This is a genomic window from Burkholderia sp. BCC0097, from assembly GCF_902832985.1.
GTDB classification, from domain to species: Bacteria; Pseudomonadota; Gammaproteobacteria; order Burkholderiales; family Burkholderiaceae; genus Burkholderia; species Burkholderia orbicola.
Genome location: NZ_CADFDM010000005.1, coordinates 125,412 through 144,632, shown reverse-complemented (window position 1 = coordinate 144,632; position 19,221 = coordinate 125,412). Strand labels below are relative to the sequence as shown.

Sequence of the window (19,221 nt, the reverse complement as noted above, 5' to 3'; positions counted from 1 at the left end):
GGAACCATGCACGACGCTCAAACGGCCGAACCGACGGACCCCAACGCGAGCACCAACGTCGACACCGGCACCGCCGTGGCTGTGGCCCCGAAGGTCAAGGCACCGCCCTACGACCGGAACGCTGCCGCGCTCATCGATCGTCTGACGCCCGCGCTGCGTAAGGACGCCGGTCAAGGCATGGCCTACACCGGACTCATGGGTCGCCGCGCCCGTGAGCGGATCAGCAAGAACGTGAAGATGCAAGTCGCCGAGCTGTTCCGACGCAAGATCCCCATCACCGACCACGCTCCGTTCGATCTTCAGGACAAGGAAGGCGACAGCGGCGTGTCCGGCAACGGTACCCCGCTCGTGCAGCTTGTGAAGGCGACCGGCGACGACTGCGAGATCGGCTACGGCGGGTCCAGCCTGGCCGAAACCGCCCTGCTGTATGCCCACCCGCTGGTCACCGTCGCGTCGGAAGCCTTCGTGGCCACTGGCCACATGGGCATTCCCGGTTTCGTGCTGACGCAAGCCGCGTACGCCATCGGCACCCTGGCCCTGCTCGGTCGGAACTGGCGCTACATCATCCGGCCGACCGCGCAATACACGCTCGGGATCTTCGCTGTTCAGACCGCCGCCGCCCGGTACATCCCGGAGCTGGCCGGTCCCGTGGTGGCCGCTGGCACCTTCCTGATGCTGGCCCGTCCGTTCCTGGAGTCCTTGATCGCCAACCGCTCCGGCAAGGACCGTCTGTTCAAGCTCCCGGAAAACTTCCAGGCGCCGAACGACAACGACGCCATGATGATGCGTCAGGCTCAGATCAACGCTGCGTCCAACTTCGCGAAAAACGGTCCGGTGATCATCCTCGGAACGGCGCGTGGCCACCTGAAGCTGAACAAATGCGACCCGTTGGCCCCGGACCCGGACACGTACATGGGGCTGTCAGCGCACGAGGACCTGACCACGCACCTGCTGATGATCGGGGAGACCGGTTCTGGGAAGACCGGCCTCATCACTCCTCTCACCCTGCAATGGCTCGCTTACGGCCAGTTCCGCAACGGTGTGTTCGAGAACTGCGGTGGGGCGTTGCTACTCGACGGCAAGGGTTCGCTGCCCGACGAGATCATCAAGGCCTTGCGTGAGCAGGGCCTTGATCAGGTGATCGAGATCGTCCACGTCACGCCTGAACCGGGCGGGGCCGCGCTGGCGCTCCTCGAAGGCATGACGCCCGAGCAGGTGACGACCGCCCTCCTGGCGGCCACCAACGACGACAGCGACCTGTCGAGCTTCTGGACGGTCAGCTCCGGGAACTGGCTGCGCCACACGGCTTGCCTTCTGTGGGCCTGCTACGAGATGGAGCAGATGGAACTGGCGGACAAGGCGAAAGAGCGCGGTTTCGCCAGTTACCAGGCCTGGTCCGACCACCTGGACAAGGAGGCCCAAGCCAAGACCAACGACGACGGTAGCCGTTTCACGACCTGGACGGAGTACGTGGCGTGGCGCAAACGCAATGGGTATGACGTGCCGGAACCGTTCGCGTCCGCCGTTCGTCATTTCTACTGGCACTTCGCGGCGCTGCACGACTTCGCCATGTCCTACATGGAAGATTCGAAGTTCGTCAGCGGCACGGAGCCGGTGCCGGACCCGAAGACCGGACAGCTTCCGTTGCTGTCGGATGCTCCGACCCTGCCGGGTGGAGCGGGTCTCGTGGGCTGGCTGCGCAAGCACCCGGACATGGTCGCGGACACGCCCCGCGGGAAGCTGATCCGCGCGGCCCTGAAGTTCGCGTCCTTCCACCTGCCGCGGCAGCGTGCCGAACTCCGTTCCGACATCCTCGGGACCCTGTCGACCATGTTCACCCCGATCATGAGCAACGTGAAGCTCGTGGACTGGGCCTACCTCGAAAAGGGGTGCGACCTGCTCGCCTGCATGCGCGGCGCCGTGGTGGGGATCTCCCTGCCTGAGACCCTGTATCAGGAAGCCGGTATGGTCATCACCACGCTGGCCAAGAAGCGCGTGTTCAACGCGGTGAAGGCCCGTGGTGCCGTGGGCGACTGGCAAAAGCACTTCCCCGAGCAGCGCCCGCTGCTGTGCATCGTCGACGAGGCCCACCTGCTGCTGAGCCGGAAGAGCACGTCCGACGAAGGCTCGCTGCTCTCCATCGCCCGTAGCCTGGGCCTCCGGTGCGTGTTCGCATCGCAGACGGTCAATGCCTTCTACGACCGGTTGGGCGAGGATGCCGCCAAGGCGTTCATGGGCAACTTCGTGTCGTGGTGCGTGATGAAGTCCCTGCCCGCGAGCCACGCCTGGGCCAACGATCGCCTGATGCGGCAGCGGGTCCACGAGTACAGCTATTACCTGTCCGGCGGTCTCAAGGAGATCACCTCGAACGATTTCCAGCGCGCCCACTTGCACGCGTTCGATTCGGCCCGGATCGGAAAGCCCGAGCTGAACCCGAACCAGCGGCTCGCGATGCTCAAGCGCTTGCGCTACGACCTGAGCCGCCCGACGGACGTCCTCCTCACCAAGGCGGACCGTGAAGCCTTGAAGAACCCGAACGACCATTCCGGCCGTCTGCCGGCGTCCCTGGCCAAGCTCGCGTTGATGTTCTCCGTGGGCGCGGTCACCACCAACCTCTGGGAGGTTGTTCGCGGGACCGTCGCACTCGGTGCCGGCCTGGCCCGCCGTGCCGCGGGTGCCTTGAGCTGGAAGTTCATGGGCGGCGCCGTCGAGCACGACGACTACAAGCCCCCGCGGTTCTACGTGAAGGACCCGAAGACGGAGAAGGAAGTGGGTCCGAACGGCTCGGCCGTCGAGCTGTTCCCGGAAGACGACTGGGGTCTGTTGCACCACCGCTACGTGGGCATGATCAGCGTGAAGCGTGGTGGCGTGCCGCGCCGTGATCTGTGCGACACCATCGGCAACCTCTCGATCGACCAGATCCGCACGTTTGCCGAGATGCAGGGCATCCCGACGGTGTACGACGAACTGGACCGTCGGAAGCAGGTCCACGCGGCCCAAGCTGCCGCCAACGACGCGACGAATGCCGCCGCCTGACCCTGCCAGCAAGCCCGGATTCATCCGGGCTTGTCCGTGCCCTGGCACGGGTTGACAGGCCGTTGAGAGCTGCTAAGTGTGGATGACGGACGCCCACCCGGCTATGTGGGCATCAACGAGGAGGAGACCTCATGCTGAGCACCACCGTTCCCGCCTACGCGTACTGGGCCGGGCACTCCTATTACCCGACGCTCCTCGACCCACAGGGCACGGCCTCCCTTGCGATGGTTGTACTGGTGTTCGTCCTGGTAGCGTTGGCCTTGCTGAGCTTCCGGTTCTGGATCCATCGGAAACGGCGAACCCTTCTGCAAAACAACGTCGATTACATGGTCCGGACGTGGGACGCCTACCGACTGGCCCGTCGGGAGGGTCGTGAACAGCAGGTCGAATCCCCGAACTTTCAGCCTGGTGACATCCAGCAAACCGAGTGGAAACTGAAGGACTGCCGACGCCATGGCTATTTCTTCATCGCGGGATTTGCCGTGCTCGGACTCTTCGCCACCGTCCTCCTGGCCACGATGGCGATGTCCTGGGGCCACTGGTGGATCGAGGGCGGTTACCAGTGCAGCGCTCTTGGCCCGGGCGCGGTCGTGTACGACCAGCTCGACCCGCAGGGGATCCAGACCGACCAGGTCGGCGACCGCATGAACCTGTGCGCACCAGGGATCTTCACGCAAGGCGCGCAGTTCTTCGCCCACCCGAAGCAAGCCATCCATGAGGCCCTGTACTGATATGCAACTCGATCCTCGTATCCAGCAGGGCGCTGCCCTCCTCGCCGGCCTGTGCGTGCTGTTCGCCGCCACCGTCGGTGTGACCAAGTTCCTGCACCGGCACGCCGGGCCCGCGCCCCTCACGCCGGAGCAGGTCGTCGCCCAGGAAGTGGCGGTCAACCCGGCGCTGGTGTCCCGTGAGGCGTGCATCCGTCTGGCCATCCTGCCGCTGCCGCCGGCCCTGCGGGAACCGGACCCGCTGCCCAGCGAGGCCGAGGTGCGGGCGCACAACGACAACGACCTCCGCTTCTGGTTGAAGACCAACAACCCGGCGATCCTGGCTCTGCCGATGAACCACGAGCAGCTTGTTCAGGCGGTCATGGCCACGATGCCGGAGGCCAAGCGCTTCCGTGACGCCGCGAAGGAACGGATCCCGGTGCAGATGCGCCAGATCGCGGTCTACAAGGGGATCTGCGCGAAGAACTGGCCCGCGAAGGATCGCCTCGCCGCCGCGCTGTTCAGCCTGCACCGCGGCGCACTGCGCGCGGCGGCCCACGTGATCCGCTGACCCAGCCCTCGACCAGGAGACCACCCCCCGATTCACCTTGTTGTTCAACCCCGGGCCGCGCCCTGCGGCCCACGCACACCGGAGGAGACCACCGTGCACCCGCTGACCGTTCCGTTCTACATCGCCCACCCGCTGCTCGCCTGCCTGTTCGAGGCCCTCGTCCTGCTGGCGAGCGTCGCCCTCGTCCTGGGCGGTGCGTACCTCGGCTTCGTCCTGGGCGCGCGTCGCCACGCGTCGCACGCGCTGCCCATCGAGCTGGACCACGAGATGCAGCCCACCTGGATCCGCCCGGCCCGTCCGGCGTTCACGCAGGCCGAAGCCGGTGCCCGGCTGCGCGCCACGATCGCCTCGTTCAACGCCAACCGGACCGGCACGCTCGCCTGAGCATCGCCACCACCACCTGATCTGGGGGCCTCGCGGCCCCCTTCGCGTTGCTGACGCCCCTGTGCCCTGGCACGCCGATTCGCCGCCACCACGGGCCGAAGGCACCCGCCCCCTGCTTTTTGCCCGGGTTTCGACGCGCACGCGCATAACCCCTCCAAATAAATCCTGGAATCGCCCCTTTTGCGGGGCTATAGCTATTGACCGACCGATAGACCCTGCTAGGTTGAGAGTAGGAGGTTCGCAAATCCACACCTGACCGAGAGCACCATGCACCACCTGAACCCGCTCAACGTTCGCACCCGTGGTTGTGCCCTGGCACGGGCTAATGACCTCACCACCCGCAGCGGTTGCCACCCCTGCACCACCACCCCGACCCTTACCCATACCCCATCATGAACGACCTGATTGTCATCCCCACCCCCGAGAGCCTGCCCGCTCCTGTCCCGGCCACCGTGGCTGCTGTGCCCGCCCGTGTTCGCCGGAGCGACGAGATCGACCGCGCCATCGCCCACTACCGCAAGCTGGTGGCCACCGGTGTTCGGGTCGACGTGCCCGGCAGCACGCCGGTCACCGCGCTGACCCTGTTCACCAGCGGCAAGGCCATCCACATCGCCCACGTGCCCACCTTCATCCGGGCCGAGGCCGACACGATCGGGGTGTCCCCCAAGGTCCTCGCCGCCGTGGTGACCGCTGCCCTGAAGCGCCGCAGCGAGGCCGACGCGGCCAGCCTGGCCATGTGGACCGAGAGCAAGGCCGCCTACGACCCGGTGAGCTACGCCTACGACGCCGAGGACGGCGTGGTGAAGGCCTACGACAGCCGGACGATGGACCGCATCGACGGCAACCCGTCGTGGTCCGCCGGCTTCGGCCTGAAAGCCTGAGCACGACGCCCCCAGGAGACCGCATGGCCTACGAGCCCCGTCCGATCCTCACGACCACGCCTGGCCCTGCGCCCATCCCGGAGCGGTCCCACCGCGGCTACGTGTACGTGCTGTCGAACCCGTCCATGCCTGGGCAGGTGAAGATCGGTCGCACCGAGCGCAACCCCATCACCCGCCGTGACGAGCTGTCGCGCGCCACCGGGGTGCCCACGCCCTTCGTGCTGGAAAGCTGGGAGCTGTTCAACGACTGCTGGAAGGCCGAAAAGGACGTCCACCGTGAGCTGCAGCGCCTGGGGCAACGCGTGTCCAACGACCGCGAGTTCTTCTGGGTCAGCGTGTCCCAAGCCAACGCGGTGTTGAAGCGCCTGGCCGCCCTCGAACACGGTGTCGATCCCGGTGCCCCGCCGAGCCGTCAGGCCCGTGCCGCCTCCGACGATCAGGTGGACCGCGGTGTGAAGCTGCTCTTCGGTCTGGACGGCCAGATGCGAGACGCCCGCCAGGCCCTCTCGAACTTCGAGCAAGCCGCCGCCCTCGGGTCCGCCCGTGGCCGCTACTACGCCGGCCGGGCCGCCCACGTGCTGGCCAACGATGCACGCCCGAAGGATCGCCCGGAGCTGGACCACCGCGCCCAGCACCACTACCAGACGGCCATGGCCCATCCCACCGACCCGTCCCGGGTGGCCGCCGCCGGATGGTCGGCCAAGCTCTTCTGGCAACGCCAGCAGTACGGGGCCGGGGAAAAAGCCTGGAACACCTTCCTGGAGCGCGCCGCGCAGCTCGACCAGCCGTCGAACGACGTGCTGACCCTGCTGCTGGACCAGATCGAGTTCTGCGTGAAGCACCGCAAGCTGTGGCGCTGCGCCGCGGTCGAGAAGCACCGCGATGCCCTGCTGGCCGCGGCCAAGCCGTCCTTCCACACCCTGGCCATCGTCGCGCTGCGCCGCGTCGGTCAGCCTTGGTGGCGCTGGCCCCTGTTCGTCGCCGTCGACGTGTTCCGCTGGAGCCCCGTCGCCCTCACCGGCCTGGCCCTCACCGCCGCGCTCTACGCCGCCCTGGACGGGTGGTGGTGGGTCCTCGCCCTGCTGGCCACGGTGGTCGCCGGCTGGTTCGAGCACCGCCCGAAGCGAACCCGCGACGACGGCTCGCCGGGCCGCTACCCGCGCCGGTCGAACCGTTCCAGCTCAAACCGCACGTCCGGTTACCAACGTGGGGGCCAACGCTCCACGTACCGGCGCCGCTGAATCACAACCACCAGGAGGAGACGATGGAAACGGATCACAACGATGTGCTGGACTGCGAGGAGGGGCGCTACCCCTACCCGGACGCGTGCGTGTTCGTGGTCATCGGCCTGCCAAGGAAGGCGGCCACCCGGGACGGCTATATGGCCGCCGTCCTTCGCACGTACGTCGCCGTCAGCACCCAACGACGCCTCGTGGAAGACGCCTTCGACCTGGCCCACCCGGAGTTTCGTTCCATGCTTACGCTGTCGCTCGACGAGCTGCGCGAACGTGTGACCGCCCTTCGGGCCATGAGGACTCAGCGACGAAGCTGGGCCGCCGGGCTGCTGCTCCGCGTTGTTCAGCCGTTTGCCGAGCCCTACCTGGTCGCCCACAACGACGTGCTCGACCACATCGCCCTCGATGCTGTCTACGCGTCGAGCGTCCACGGGGCCCGGGCGCAGGTCCGGCACCCGATCCGTGCCGGCATGGCGGTGTCGCTCAGCCACCTCGAAAAGACCTTGGCCCAGATGGAGAGCGTCAAGACCGGGGATGACACCGCCCCGTATCACTGGGATTACAGCGAGGCCGGCGATTTCGACCGTTCCCAGGAGCGGTATGCGCGTGAATCGCCTGAAGCGCGCGCCTGGGTTGCGCGGAAGCAGCACGAGCTGGCCGCGTACGAGGCCCTTCACCCGGCCGCTCCGGCCGAAGACCACAACCACCATGAGGCGACCGATGGACGCTGATCTCAACGATGTGCTGGACTGCGAGGAGGGGCGCTACCCCTATCCGGACGCCTGCGTGAAGCTGGTGATGGGTATCGAGCGGAACCCTCGTGCCGCCATCCCGCGCATGGCCGCCATGGTCATCGTCAGCACGCTGGACGAACGGGCCGAGAGCATGTTCGAGACGTATTCCCCGGACTACGCTCGCCACACCGTCTCGTCGCTGCCGGATGTGCGGCAGCAGGAGCAGCAGCTCAGGGACCTGGACGCCCAGCGCCAGGACGGCTGGCTCCTGCGCAAACTGCGCTCGCCCTACATGGTCACCTACCGCGGGCCCATGGGTGTGCTGCAGCGCCGGTTCGTGCTCGCCCGGTCCGCCGCCCACGCCTACCACCAGGAGGTCCCCGAGCCTTACGTGGGTTCGGTGATCGCGTTGAGCGATCTCGAGAAGGAACTGGCCCGGATGGAACGCGCCAAGATCGGGGAGGATCGGGTCCCGTATGCTTGGAACTACGGGGAAGGGGGCGACTGGAAGCGCCATGTCGCTGAACGGGTCGCCAACTGGACTCCGGAGGAGCGAGCAAAGGCTGACGAGATGATCCGGAACCACCGCCACTTCTTCCCCATGCAGGAAACGGTCGAGGCGCACGATCCCCAGACGCCCCTCGGCGAGTGACTCAAACCGTGCCAGGGCACGGGCTTGACGTGCCCCGGAATGCTGCTAAGTGTTGACCATCGCCCACCCGCCCGGTGGGCACCACCGAGGGAGGAACCATCATGCTCTACATCGTCGCCATCATCGTCGCGCTCGTCGTTCTCGTCGCGGTGTTCCGGAACACCCCCAGCTCGCTGTTCGGCGGCCAGAGCCTGGCCCAGCGCTTCAAGCAGAACCTCGATGCTGAGCGGGCCAAGCGCCCCCAGCGCTGAGCGAACCACCGCCACCATGTGCAAACGGGGCCATCGGCCCCGTTTCCCATTCCCCGCTCCGCCCGGGTGTCACTGCCAGCGGGCGCCGTCCATCTCCCGCTTGGCCGCGAGCACCCGCGCCAGGTGGTGCTGCCGGTGGTGCTTGAACGCGGCCTCGCTGGCCAGGGCCTCGATCGCCGAGCGCACGTCCTGCGTGAAAAAGATGTCCTCGAACGCCATCAGCTCGCCGTCGAACACGTCGTCGACGATCTGCCGCTTCAACGCCTGCCAGGCCGGCCCGTCGTCGATGGAGGTGCGCAGCGCGTCCAGGCGCCCGTGGCGGGTGTACATGGTCCACCAGCTCTCGTCCGCCTGCTCCGTCGCCGGAATCGCGTGGTGCCGGCCGTTGAGCGTGACGCCCACCGTCACCGTCATCGCCGGGTACACCGCGTCGAGCCCCTTCACCACCGCCGGCTCCTCCACCTGCTCCACCACCAGGCTGTCGAGGATGGCCGCCTGCGTCGCCCGCTGCTGTTCGGTCAAGTAGCTCATCGCACGCTCCCCAGGATCCGGTCGATGTCCACGCGCAACTGGGCCAGCCGCTGCGCCTGGTGGGGCTGCGTGCCGGGCGCCGCCTCGTTGAAGGCCACCCACCACCGTACCTCGGGGTGGTCCGACAGCACCGTCACGAGCAGCTCGTTCAGGCTCTGGTGGTGACGACGGGCCACCGCCGTCGCTGCGTCGTGCAGCACCGGCGGCATGCGAAGCGTGGCGGTCCGTCGAGGGGTCTTGCAGGTGGTGGTCATCGGGTCCTCCGGTTCTGGGTGGGCGGCCTACTCAACGTAGCAGGTCGATTCGGGTCGGCAAGATCGGGGGTTCCCCCGGATCAGCAGAGCTTCCCCGTCAGGAACCCGGACGCCTGCTGCCAGCGCTTGTCCGGGTAGTACGAGAAGAGGTACGCCCCCTTCTTCAGGGTGTTGATCATCGGGACGATCACCCCCCGCTGGACCGCTGCGCAGCCCTCGGATTGCGACACGTGGCCCGTGGCCGCGCGCTCGTCGTTCACGTAGTCCGTGCCGTGAAGCCAGATCCCGCGCTCCACCGCGTGGTCGTTGATGCCCTTCTCCAGCCCCACCATGCTCATCGCCGGGCCGAACTGGCTCTTGAACGGACTGCCCAGCTCGAACAGGCCCAGGCTGGACTGCTCGCTGTCCGGCTGGTTCGAGAACGACCGGGCGTAGAGCCCTGCGCCCGACCCGCGCCCGTGCAGGACGTACTCGTTCCAGAGGAGCGTGCCGCTGCGCAGGTCGAAGACCCAGAGCCGGCGCGCGGTGCTGGGCAGGGAGTAGTCGATCACCACCAGGCGGTCCTTGTCCCCGTAGTGCTTCGCCGCGCATTCCATCGCCCGCATGGCCAGGTGCAGCGCGTCCTGGTTGATCGTGGGCGCCGCCGCGAGGAGCTGCTCCTCCGTCACGCGGAACGTCGAGGGCTGCACGATCACCGGGGCCACCCCCATCCGCGTGGGCCAGAACGAGCCCACCAGGCGCTCCGGCATCCGGGTGAAGCGCGTGAGCCGCGGTGACGCGTCGAACACCGGGGCCGCGTCGTCGAAGGACGCCGGCACGTCGACCAGGGATGCGGGTTGGGGAATCGAGGAAACCACGAAGTCGACCGGCTCCGGGGTGTGCCCTGGCACGGCCTTGAGCGAACTGGGGCAAAGCGCGAACGCAGCAAGGCAGGTCGCGGTGAGCACCACCAGGCGGTGGGCGATGGGTTTGAACGTCGGGTACAAGGTCTCCTCCGAGAACGTGTGGTGATCGCCTCCTTGTCGTGTTGTTGGCGACGGTGGGTGGTGGGCCCCTGAGCGGGGGTGCCGTGGTGGCTCAGCGCGGGCTGAACCGTGAACGGGGACGGTAAGCCTCCACCCCGTTGTTCTGGTCGAACGTGACGGCGCTGGGCCGGAACACGCTCGGTTCGATGCAGTCCTCCACCCGACGCACGTCCAGGCGGTCGCCCAGGCTGCGCCGGTTGGGAACGTTGATGCCGGCCGAGGGGGTGCGGATCTCCGCGGCCCGCCCGTTGGCGTCGATGCGAGGACCACGGCTGGCCCGCACGTCCGCCATGCTGAACTTACGGCGTCCGCCGTCGATGCGCTGCCCTTCGACGTCCAGGGCCTTCGGCTCGTTGGTCAGCACGTCGCGCGGCACGATCGTCACGCCGTCCGCTTCCAGCTTGCGAACCCGCGCCAGCTTCGCGGTGGCCCAGGCCTGCCGCTGCTGGAGCTGACGGATCTGCTCCGCCTGCATCGCGATCGCTTGGCTTTGCATCTGGACGGTGAGCATCACCAGGATCGCCTCGAGCATGTCGAGCAGCGCCTCGATCGGCTTGCCGATCATCGCCTTCAGCTCCTCGTCGGGTTCGATCGAAAAGTCGTACAGGCCTTCTGGGGTGTATCCGTGGCGGGTGGTCATCGGGGTCTCCTGGTGCGCATCGCTGGCGCGTTGTCCTCTACCTTCAACCTAGCAGGACGTACAGGCCGGTCAAGCCTTTGGGACGTGCTTTTCCGCCCCGTCCGACGAACTCTTAACCCGTGCCATAGCACGCGCCAAAATATTTTCCCAAGTCGCTTGACTCGCCGTTTTAACCCGTTAGGTACAGAGGTGTCGGGCCCGGAGAGGAGGCCCCTGGATCGTCAAGGGAGGAGAACCGTGACGCGTAAGACCAAGTACCGCCTGAAACAGCTTGGGGCCGTGGCCCTGGCCATGATCACCGGGCTGGAAGCCCTGCCCGCCTTCGCCCAGAGCGATGCGGAACGCAACGTGAGCGACAGCACCGGTCAGCCGCAGGCCGCGGTGGTGAGCTACGTGCAGGACCCGGTTCCCCAGACGCCGTTCCTCTTCCCGAGCGTGTCGTTCCAGCCGCTGGGTTCGAAGGACTTCCACCTCTACGTGGACCTGAACCTTCACGCGTACCACTTCGACCGCCAGGCCAAGAAGGAATACGACTTCAACGAAAACAACTGGGGCGGTGGCCTGGAATACACCAACGACGTGATCGGGGTGATGGCCGGCTACTACCGGAACAGCGACTGGGACCCGAGCTGGTACGTGCTCGGCCGCTACACCCCTGTGCAGCTCGACATCACTTCAAAGGACCGGGTGAACGTCGGAATCGTGGGCGGCGCTCTCAGCGGCTACAAGAAGACCACGATGGTGCCGGGTTTCACCTACACGCCCATTCTGAACGCCCTGGGTGCTACGTGGGTCAAGACGACGACCTCGGTGCCGCGCCAGGAGCCCCGTGGGTTCATGCCGGCCGCCGGCCTGATCGTGTCCTACGAGCACGACCACAAGTGGGGCGTGAACGTCATCGCCGTGCCCAACGTCAAGAGCGCCGGCATCTACGGCTTCCTGGGCTTCCAAGCTCGCGTCGCCATCCCGTCGTCCTGGTTCTGATCAACCGATCGCTGCACCCCGTTTCACCCGCTGCCCGTCGTTCCAACCACCAACCTTGAGGAGACCTACTTATGATGGTTGCATCTTCCCGTCCCACCTTCCGCCGTTCCACCCTGAGCCTGGCGGTCGCTGCGGCGGTCGCGTTCTCGGCCCAGGGCGCGTTCGCGCAATCGGTGGTCGTCACCTCCTCCACCCCGACGGTGGACCTTGGCGGCGCCTCCGGTGCGTCGTTCGGGCCGGACACCACCACGGTCATCGGCAACGTGACGAACTCCGGGATCGACCAGGCGACCGGCTCGGCCGACGGTGTGGACACGTCCGTAACGGTGAACGACTGGGACAACCCGTCCGGTTCCGCGATCGCCGGCGGGACCACCGGTGGTGCTGGTGTTGTGAACAGCGGCAACATCGTCGCGATGACCAACGAGGGTTCGATCAACGGACAGATCGGGATCGACAACAAAGGGACCATCCAGTCTCTGATCAACGCCCTGGGAGCGACGATCGGTAGCGGCATGAGCGGTCTCTACGGGGTCGTGAACGAAGCCGGTGCCACCATCGGCCTGCTGCAGGACAACGGTGGTCTGCTGGTGAGCATGATGAACGGTGTCGCGTACGTGAACAACGCCGGCCACATCGTGACCCTCGACGAAGAGGGCAACGAGACCGCGACGGCGACCTCGATGCAAGCCGCGTTCATCAACGCCGCCACCGGTCAGATCGACCAGTTCACCATCGGTACCAACGCTCGACTCACCCTCTACGGAAGCGCGAGCGGTCTGCTCAACCTGGGCAACGTTCAGCAGGTGACCATCGCGGGGATGTTGAACGCGAGCGGGGACGCGCTGGTCAACGGATCCGCGACGAACAGCACCGCGACCGTCGGTGGGGTGTCGGTGAGCGGTATGCTGGAAAGCGCGACTGGGTCGGGCGGTGGGAACGGGATCCACAACTACGCCCAAATGGGCGACGTGAACGAGACCTCCACCGGTCTGATCAACGGTTCGCTGCCGGGGACCGCCGCGATCAACAACGAAGCCGGTGCCGTGATCGGGAACATCACCCTGGACGGTCACTCCAACACCCAAGGTTACGTGATCTGGAACAAGGGAACGACGGGCAACGTCGAGATCGGAGGTCAAGCCTCGTCGTCCGCCGAATCCGCGATCGCGAACACCGCCGGTTCGACGATGGGCGATCTGAAAACCGACGCCGGTTCGTCCGTGCAGACGATCGGTACCGGGAACACCAGCGCTGCGGTGCAGAACGACGGGACGGTGAATAGCATGACGTTCGGTGGTGCGGTGAGCGCCGCGAACGGTGTCGCCGTGGTGAACTCCGCCACCGGGACCGTGACGAACGGGATCACGACCACGACCGGTGCGGACATCACAGGTACGTCCGGGATCGAGAGCGACGGGGACTTGCCCACGCTCGACGTCGGTGCCGGGAGCAGCGTGAACGGTAGCGCCGTGGCCGGTGTGGAACTGAACAACGGTACGACCGCGGTGACCGTGAGCGGTGTGGTCGGGGGGAGCGGGACCGCCGACGGTTTGCAGGTGACCAATCTTGGCACGGTCGCGACCGTGACCGTCGAGAACAACGGGTTGGTCATGGCAACCGGTTCGGGGAACGGTCTCACCGTCGGTGGTGGTGCGACCGCCAACACCACGGTTCAGGACAACGCCGCCATCGAAGCGGCCACCACGGGTTCGGCGGTGGACGTGAAGAACAACGGGACGGTGAACCTCACCCTCGCTGGCCGCAACGCTAGCGTACAAAACGTGGGTACGGGTTCCGCGATCGACGTCGAGCAGGGCGGTGCTCTCACCGTGAACGCCTCGGGTTTCAGCACGGGTGGTGCCGGTCCGGTCATCACCGCGAGCGGTACCGCTCCGACGATCGACGTCGCCGGGACCGCCGCGCTCAACCTGGACGCGCTGGTGTCGAACACCAACACCACCTCGAGCGCGGGTGCTGCGATCCAGATCGAGAGCACGGGCAACGTGACCTCGTTCACGAACGAAGGTGAGGTGCAGGGTGCTGTGAAGAACCTCTCCAGCAACGCGCTGGTGATCGACGGTGCGTCGAGCTACACCGACGGAACCGCGACCAACGGGCAACTGGGTCTGTTCAGCGGTTTCGGTTCGACCTCCACGCAGTCGGAGATCGACAGCCCGAACGCGGACGTGACCATCGCGTCCGGGAACGTGGTGCTCAACGACGCGGTCAACGCGCCGAACCTGAACGTGTCCAGCGGCGCATCGCTGATCTCGTACGCACCGGTCGCGGTCAACGGGAACTTCAACGTCGCCGACGGTGCGACGCTGGTGTCGCAGGTGCAGAGCGCGACCAACTACGGTCAGTGGAACGTGAGCGGGAACTCCGCGCTCGCGGGATCGACCGCGCTGAAGCTCGCGCCGTTCAACGTCTTCGGGTTCGCCGACGGTCAGCGCTTCACCATCATCAACACCGCAGGGACCGCGAGTTACAACGTGCCGGGGATCACCGCCACCGCGACCGGCTACACCGGCACGGTGACCGCCTCCCAGGTCGGGAACAACCTGGTCGTGGAACTGGGTTCGACCTCCACGGGAACCGGGAGCGGAACCGGAACCGGAACGGGTTCGGGCACGGGTACCGGCTCTGGTACGGGTACCGGTTCGGGAACTGGGACCGGAACTGGGACGGGAAGCGGAACGGGTTCGGGCGATACCGGGACCGGTTCGGGTGGTGGTGACACCACGACGACTCCGCCGTCGGACCCGGGTACGCCGTCGAGCCCGAGCAACCCCACCACGCCGATCGTGCACGCGAGCGTCGCGGGTCTCACGCAGACCTCGGTCGCGGCGACCAACGGGATCGTGCGCTACACCGGGTGGAACAGCGCCGGGTTGATGAGCGCCGAGAACACCGTGCTGGCCATCGAGCAGAACGGGACCGCTCGTCAGGTGACGCAGGCGGGCACCCAGCTCGCGCCGATCCCGCACGCGCAGGCCGCCAACGCGATGCTCGCGCTCAACGACGGTGCCATGGGTGTCGTCGCCGATCGGGCCCAGGCGCAGCGCGCCGCGGTGCAGGCGGATGCTGCAACCGGCAACGGCTGGCAGTCGTGGGGTCGTGCCTCCGGTGGCGCCGAGCAGCGCGGCACGACCGATGGCGGGACGTTCGGTGAGGTCAGCGGTTCGAACTTCACCTACGGTCAGCTCGCGGTCGGGGCGGACAAGGCGCTCGCCAACAACGCCTGGCGCGCGGGAGTTGCCTTCACCTACGCCCATGGCCAGAGCAACGCAACCGGTGACGCAAGCGGTCAGGACCTCGGTGTGAACGCGTTCGGGTTCACGCTCTACCAGGGCTGGACCGCTCCTTCGGGCCACGCCTACGTGGACATCGCCGAAAACGCCAGCATCTACCAGTTCAACGCGAGCCGGTCGGTGAACCTTGCGGGTGTTGCGGCCGGTGATGCCAGCGCGCACTTCTCGGGTCAGTCCTACGGTGCACGTGTGGAAGCAGGCCTCCCGCTCGCCTGGATCGACGGCATCACCGTCACCCCGTCGGCCGCCCTCGGTGTCGTGTATCGCCGCCTGGGGAGCTACGTCGAATCGGACGGCGGTTCGGGCGTGGGCCTGGCGGTCAACGGGGCGTCCGACGTCTCCGTCCACTCGACGATCGGGGTGACGCTGTCCAAGGCGTTCGAGACCAAGGCGGGCACCATCGTGCCGCGTATCGGCGCCTACTACATGCACCAGTTCGGCGGCAACGTGCCGAACACCACCGCGACGTTCACCGGGGACACCACGGGCCAGACCAGCTTCACCACGGTCAGCGCCCCGTCGGTGCGCGACACCGCGGACCTGTCGGTGGGCGCCACGCTCTACCGTGCCAAGGGCCTGTCGTTGACCGCGCAAGCCAACCTGCAGGTCGGCAAGCACTACACCAGCGAGAGCGCGGAGCTGCAACTCAAGAAGTCGTTCTGACGGTCGAGCACAACGCCCACTTCGGTGGGCGTTTGTCCGTGCCAGGGCACGGGTTGACAGCCCTGGCAATGCTGCTAGATGTGGACCACGGACGCCCGCCCCGTCGCGCGGGCATCACTCGGGAGGAGACCCTTTCATGCTCAAAACGACCATCACCGCCGCACTGCTCGCCGCTTCGCTGGTCAGCGGGGCCGCGATCGCTGCACCCCAGCCGTACACCCTGCTGAACGATCTGAAGACGCCGCAGCAACTGACCGCCGACGGTCAGGCGTCGGTCGAGGGCTACAGTTTCCTCCCCACCGATGGTTATAGCTTCCTCACCACCGGCTTCGTGCACGGCCTGGTGCTGGGTGAAGCGCTGCCGGCCCGCTGCTCGAAGAGCACCACGCCCGAACAGCTCCCCTGCTCCATCCCCGTGCCGGGCGCGTCGAACCTCCACGTGATCGCCGGGCTTCACCCGGACGCCAACGACGGCGCGTACGAAACCAGCGCCCTGGCGGTGACCGGTCTGGGCAACACGATCGTGGGGATCGGTCAGCCCCTGGGCGCCACCGACGAAGCGGTGTCCGCCACCGCGAAGGACCTGCTGTTCTTCCTGGGCTCGCCCAGCGAAGCGAGCGCGAATCAGGCGACCTTCGACAAGACGACCTACGCCGTGACCATCGTGCGCGGTGAGGGCCCGACGGGTCCCTTCGCGAACGTGTGGGCGTATCAGAAGGCCGCGTTCCCGGTCACGAAGGTGCCGTACGTGGCGGGCACCGCGCCGATCGCCAACCTGCTGCGCTGGAAGCAGGAGGTCTTCATCGCCCCCTGAGCCGTGCCCACGGGCCCGCGCCGGATGTGAAAACGCCCCGAACTCGGGGCGTTTGTCGTTGAAGCATCCAGGGTTTTGGGGGTTCGGGTTTCAGAAGGTTTTGCGCCCCGGTCCCGGTGGCAGGGGTTCGCCCCGCTCGTCGTCCAGCGCGTCGAACTCCGAGCGCAGGACCGCGTCGTCCTGCCGGACCTGGCTCAGGCGCATGGCCTCGCCCAGCACGCCGATGTACGCGTCGTGGAACGGGGTGCGCTCCCGCAGGTTGCGCCACGGTCGGTCCATGGCCTCGGGCATGGGGAGCCAGGTCACCTCGATCTCGGGATCCACCAGGCGCTCCTCGAAGACCTCGATGGGTCCCGTCAGGGCGTGGCCCACCAGGTCGCCCGACCCCACCTTGGTGAACCAAGGTTGGTCGTCCAGCAGGTCCGCCAAGGTGGCGAAGGACAGCGCGCGACGGTCCCGGGCGGTCCCCTCACGTGGGTTCATGATCTTGTGGTTCTCACGCCAGGCCCGCAGGTCCCGCATCAGGTACGTGACGGCGGGCTTGCGTCCGGTGAACTGGGGGCCGTCCTCCTGCTTCGCCTGGGTGTAGACCGGCCCCCGCCCCTCGCTGCGCATGCGTTCCAGGGTGCGCGCGGACCGCCCCAGGAACAGGGCGGCCACCGGCTCGCTCACGCTCTGCTCGTCGTGCAACGCCGACACGGTATTCATGCGACGAACCATCACCTCGTCGTCCAGTTGCTCGATGCTGATCATGCGGCTTCTACCTCGTCCTCGTCGTCGGTCCCGTCGTCGTCCTCGTCGTCCACCGGCATCTTGTCCAGCCCTCGCACCTCAATGCCGGGCCGTGGGCTCGGCCATTTTAGCGGCTCGGGCTCCCACAAGGTCATCGGCGTGATGTCCGGCGTCGTGGCGATCAGCATGTTGAAGAACGGTGGGTAGGTCGACAGGATGGTCAACTCCACCGTCTGCATCGCCTCACGCAGACGTTCAGCGTCCGGGATCGTGTACCGCGTCGTGACGTTCGACAACTCCGCCTTGTTTTGCAACGTGCGCGCGACGTTGGGCGTGACGGAATCCTCCTTGGCGATCCGCTGGTCCGTCTGGGACCGGGCGTTGACGAAGTGATTCAGCAGTTTCTTGGTCGTCTCCTCGCTGAAATGAAGGGTGTCGGTGACACCACCGAACGTACGCCTCAAGTCGTGCATGCCCAGCGACGACACCGGAACCTGAAAACGGGTGCCGTCCGGGTCCGTTTTGATCGTCCACTTGATGATCCCAGCGTCCCGGCACAGGTAGGTCCGCAGGGACTTGCTGTCCTTGTAGTGGGGAGTCTTGCGCAGCCGCGACTCGGACCGGGGCGGGAACACCCACCGCTTGCGGGACGCCCGACGGAACGGATCCGGGTCCGCTGCCGCTTCCTGGTCCCGGATCGCCAGACGCCCCTCGAGGATCTTGCGCGCGCCCCGGCAAATACAGAGGACAAAGTCTAGGCGGTTCTTAGTGTCCCGCATGGTCACGTAGCCGTTCTCCAGGTCGACGAACGAAACCCGCGCGGCCTCCTCCGGCGTGATCTGATCCAGCCACATGAGGTCGGAGCATTCCTGGCTGCGGCACCCCCAGAGAGTGGCCAGCAGGAGGTAATCGCAACCGGTGCGGTTTTCCTTGCGCCGGTGGTAGATCGCCCGCAGCCACGGACCCATGCTCTTTTCCAGGGTGAGCGGCTGGCGACGCCCCGTCAGTTTGTAGTGGTTCTCCAGCTCCTGACGCGTGCGGTACCGATTTTTGAGGATGTTGAAGGGGTTGTAGGTCAGCACCGGTCGCTCGGCCCGGCGTTGAGCCATCCGTGCCTCCTTCTCCACCGCATGGTTCACCGCGGTGGATGCCCACCGGAAGGTCTGCTCTGCGGTCGTGGGGGCTTTGGCGTTGATCGCCTCGAACGCGTCCACGATCTCCTCGTCCAGGAGGTCGTTGATCCGTTTGTTCTTCCAGACCGCGAGTTTGCGCACGGCTTTGTCGTAAGACCTTAAACTACTGGCTTTAGCCGGGCGTTTTCGGTGCACGAGATCGTGCCTGTAAACGTCCAGCGCCTCGCCCAGCGTCAAATCCCGTTCGTCGCGGTTGCGTTTGTCCGGACCCGGTGCCCGCCCCGTTTCGACGATGCCGTCCAACACCTCGTGCGCTTTTTTGCGCGCCTGCTGAACGGTCATCTCCGTCACGCGGCCCAGGGTCGCGCGAATCACCGCGCCCGGCCCGGATGCCCGTACCCGTTTTTGAACGATGAAGGACGCATTGCTCGCGGTCACCTTGATGCCAAACCCCGTGGGGCCGATGGCGTCGGTGACCACGTACGGTTGCCGATCCGGGTTGGCCGGCCACTTGTCCGGTGGCAGTCCGACCTCGGGTCGAACGTCGATGTGTAACGCGCTGGCGATGGTAGCTGTGATCTCGATTTTCATTTGTATGCCCGGATGACCCTGTATGCCCAGAAACGACCTCGCAAGCCGATTCTATTACACTGGCATACGCCCGGCATACTTTTTGGTGC

The 19,221-nt window shown here is 66.6% G+C and carries 18 protein-coding genes; 12 read left to right on the top strand and 6 right to left on the bottom strand.

What is annotated here, in order from left to right:
• Positions 1-6 precede the first annotated feature (6 nt).
• The 9 genes from HWX07_RS18130 (at position 7) to HWX07_RS18090 (ending at position 8,451) form a co-directional block, all read left to right on the top strand.
• On the top strand, positions 7-3,036 hold the full coding sequence (locus HWX07_RS18130; protein WP_175877201.1) for a type IV secretory system conjugative DNA transfer family protein: 3,030 nt from the start codon (positions 7-9) through the stop codon (positions 3,034-3,036).
• A 131-nt stretch (positions 3,037-3,167) separates the two neighbouring features.
• Positions 3,168-3,767 (top strand): hypothetical protein, encoded by a 600-nt coding sequence (locus tag HWX07_RS18125; protein ID WP_043307613.1) that lies wholly within the window; start codon positions 3,168-3,170, stop codon positions 3,765-3,767.
• Position 3,768: 1 nt separating this feature from the next.
• Positions 3,769-4,314 carry a hypothetical protein gene (locus tag HWX07_RS18120; RefSeq protein WP_175877200.1) on the top strand — a complete coding sequence of 182 codons (546 nt, stop codon included), beginning with the start codon at positions 3,769-3,771 and terminating at the stop codon, positions 4,312-4,314.
• 93 nt (positions 4,315-4,407) lie between these two features.
• A complete protein-coding gene (locus tag HWX07_RS18115; RefSeq protein ID WP_175877199.1) occupies positions 4,408-4,698 on the top strand; it encodes a hypothetical protein in 291 nt (96 codons plus the stop codon).
• Positions 4,699-5,090: 392 nt separating this feature from the next.
• Positions 5,091-5,579 (top strand): hypothetical protein, encoded by a 489-nt coding sequence (locus HWX07_RS18110; RefSeq protein WP_175877198.1) that lies wholly within the window; start codon positions 5,091-5,093, stop codon positions 5,577-5,579.
• 23 nt (positions 5,580-5,602) lie between these two features.
• The gene (locus tag HWX07_RS18105; protein WP_175877197.1) at positions 5,603-6,820 is read left to right on the top strand and encodes a GIY-YIG nuclease family protein; all 1,218 of its coding nucleotides are present in this window, start codon (positions 5,603-5,605) and stop codon (positions 6,818-6,820) included.
• A gap of 23 nt (positions 6,821-6,843) precedes the next feature.
• Entirely contained in the window at positions 6,844-7,545 is a 702-nt protein-coding gene (locus tag HWX07_RS18100; protein WP_043307620.1) for a hypothetical protein, read from the top strand.
• A complete protein-coding gene (locus tag HWX07_RS18095) occupies positions 7,535-8,200 on the top strand; it encodes a hypothetical protein (RefSeq protein WP_148271043.1) in 666 nt (221 codons plus the stop codon). The genes HWX07_RS18100 and HWX07_RS18095 overlap by 11 nt, the downstream gene beginning before the upstream one ends.
• A 101-nt stretch (positions 8,201-8,301) precedes the next feature.
• Entirely contained in the window at positions 8,302-8,451 is a 150-nt protein-coding gene (locus tag HWX07_RS18090) for a hypothetical protein (protein ID WP_156814709.1), read from the top strand.
• Between the two features lie 69 nt (positions 8,452-8,520).
• Here the strand turns inward: HWX07_RS18090 and HWX07_RS18085 are convergent, their stop codons facing one another.
• The 4 genes from HWX07_RS18085 to HWX07_RS18070 all read right to left on the bottom strand — a co-directional run bounded on the left by HWX07_RS18085 (position 8,521) and on the right by HWX07_RS18070 (position 10,901).
• Positions 8,521-8,982, bottom strand: a complete 462-nt coding sequence (locus HWX07_RS18085) for a hypothetical protein (RefSeq protein WP_175877196.1) — start codon at positions 8,980-8,982, stop codon at positions 8,521-8,523.
• Positions 8,979-9,236, bottom strand: coding sequence for a toxin-antitoxin system HicB family antitoxin (locus HWX07_RS18080; protein WP_175877195.1), 258 nt, complete (start codon positions 9,234-9,236; stop codon positions 8,979-8,981). Before HWX07_RS18080 ends, HWX07_RS18085 begins: the two co-directional genes overlap by 4 nt.
• A gap of 80 nt (positions 9,237-9,316) precedes the next feature.
• Positions 9,317-10,222: a murein L,D-transpeptidase catalytic domain family protein gene (locus HWX07_RS18075; RefSeq protein ID WP_175877194.1), complete on the bottom strand. Its 906-nt coding sequence runs from the start codon at positions 10,220-10,222 to the stop codon at positions 9,317-9,319.
• A gap of 91 nt (positions 10,223-10,313) precedes the next feature.
• A complete protein-coding gene (locus HWX07_RS18070; RefSeq protein ID WP_175877193.1) occupies positions 10,314-10,901 on the bottom strand; it encodes a hypothetical protein in 588 nt (195 codons plus the stop codon).
• A 237-nt stretch (positions 10,902-11,138) separates the two neighbouring features.
• Between HWX07_RS18070 and HWX07_RS18065 the strand changes: the two genes are divergently transcribed.
• The 3 genes from HWX07_RS18065 (at position 11,139) to HWX07_RS18055 (ending at position 16,676) form a co-directional block, all read left to right on the top strand.
• Positions 11,139-11,885, top strand: a complete 747-nt coding sequence (locus tag HWX07_RS18065) for a hypothetical protein (RefSeq protein WP_175877192.1) — start codon at positions 11,139-11,141, stop codon at positions 11,883-11,885.
• Positions 11,886-11,956: 71 nt separating this feature from the next.
• Positions 11,957-15,862 (top strand): autotransporter outer membrane beta-barrel domain-containing protein, encoded by a 3,906-nt coding sequence (locus HWX07_RS18060; protein WP_175877191.1) that lies wholly within the window; start codon positions 11,957-11,959, stop codon positions 15,860-15,862.
• A gap of 136 nt (positions 15,863-15,998) precedes the next feature.
• On the top strand, positions 15,999-16,676 hold the full coding sequence (locus HWX07_RS18055) for a hypothetical protein (RefSeq protein WP_105839214.1): 678 nt from the start codon (positions 15,999-16,001) through the stop codon (positions 16,674-16,676).
• Positions 16,677-16,766: 90 nt separating this feature from the next.
• Here HWX07_RS18055 and HWX07_RS18050 read toward each other — a convergent pair whose 3' ends face one another.
• Positions 16,767-17,429 carry a hypothetical protein gene (locus tag HWX07_RS18050; RefSeq protein ID WP_175877190.1) on the bottom strand — a complete coding sequence of 221 codons (663 nt, stop codon included), beginning with the start codon at positions 17,427-17,429 and terminating at the stop codon, positions 16,767-16,769.
• Positions 17,426-19,132 carry an integrase arm-type DNA-binding domain-containing protein gene (locus HWX07_RS18045; protein ID WP_175877189.1) on the bottom strand — a complete coding sequence of 569 codons (1,707 nt, stop codon included), beginning with the start codon at positions 19,130-19,132 and terminating at the stop codon, positions 17,426-17,428. The genes HWX07_RS18050 and HWX07_RS18045 overlap by 4 nt, the downstream gene beginning before the upstream one ends.
• Positions 19,133-19,221 lie beyond the last annotated feature (89 nt).

Bases quoted from the DNA above. Each gene is read 5' to 3' on its own strand.
- HWX07_RS18130 (WP_175877201.1), top strand. From the start codon at position 7: ATGCACGACGCTCAAACGGCCGAACCGACGGACCCCAACGCGAGCACC.
- HWX07_RS18125 (WP_043307613.1), top strand. From the start codon at position 3,168: ATGCTGAGCACCACCGTTCCCGCCTACGCGTACTGGGCCGGGCACTCC.
- HWX07_RS18120 (WP_175877200.1), top strand. From the start codon at position 3,769: ATGCAACTCGATCCTCGTATCCAGCAGGGCGCTGCCCTCCTCGCCGGC.
- HWX07_RS18110 (WP_175877198.1), top strand. From the start codon at position 5,091: ATGAACGACCTGATTGTCATCCCCACCCCCGAGAGCCTGCCCGCTCCT.
- HWX07_RS18105 (WP_175877197.1), top strand. From the start codon at position 5,603: ATGGCCTACGAGCCCCGTCCGATCCTCACGACCACGCCTGGCCCTGCG.
- HWX07_RS18100 (WP_043307620.1), top strand. From the start codon at position 6,844: ATGGAAACGGATCACAACGATGTGCTGGACTGCGAGGAGGGGCGCTAC.
- HWX07_RS18095 (WP_148271043.1), top strand. From the start codon at position 7,535: ATGGACGCTGATCTCAACGATGTGCTGGACTGCGAGGAGGGGCGCTAC.
- HWX07_RS18090 (WP_156814709.1), top strand. From the start codon at position 8,302: ATGCTCTACATCGTCGCCATCATCGTCGCGCTCGTCGTTCTCGTCGCG.
- HWX07_RS18085 (WP_175877196.1), bottom strand. From the start codon at position 8,982: ATGAGCTACTTGACCGAACAGCAGCGGGCGACGCAGGCGGCCATCCTC.
- HWX07_RS18080 (WP_175877195.1), bottom strand. From the start codon at position 9,236: ATGACCACCACCTGCAAGACCCCTCGACGGACCGCCACGCTTCGCATG.
- HWX07_RS18070 (WP_175877193.1), bottom strand. From the start codon at position 10,901: ATGACCACCCGCCACGGATACACCCCAGAAGGCCTGTACGACTTTTCG.
- HWX07_RS18060 (WP_175877191.1), top strand. From the start codon at position 11,957: ATGATGGTTGCATCTTCCCGTCCCACCTTCCGCCGTTCCACCCTGAGC.
- HWX07_RS18055 (WP_105839214.1), top strand. From the start codon at position 15,999: ATGCTCAAAACGACCATCACCGCCGCACTGCTCGCCGCTTCGCTGGTC.
- HWX07_RS18050 (WP_175877190.1), bottom strand. From the start codon at position 17,429: ATGATCAGCATCGAGCAACTGGACGACGAGGTGATGGTTCGTCGCATG.
- HWX07_RS18045 (WP_175877189.1), bottom strand. From the start codon at position 19,132: ATGAAAATCGAGATCACAGCTACCATCGCCAGCGCGTTACACATCGAC.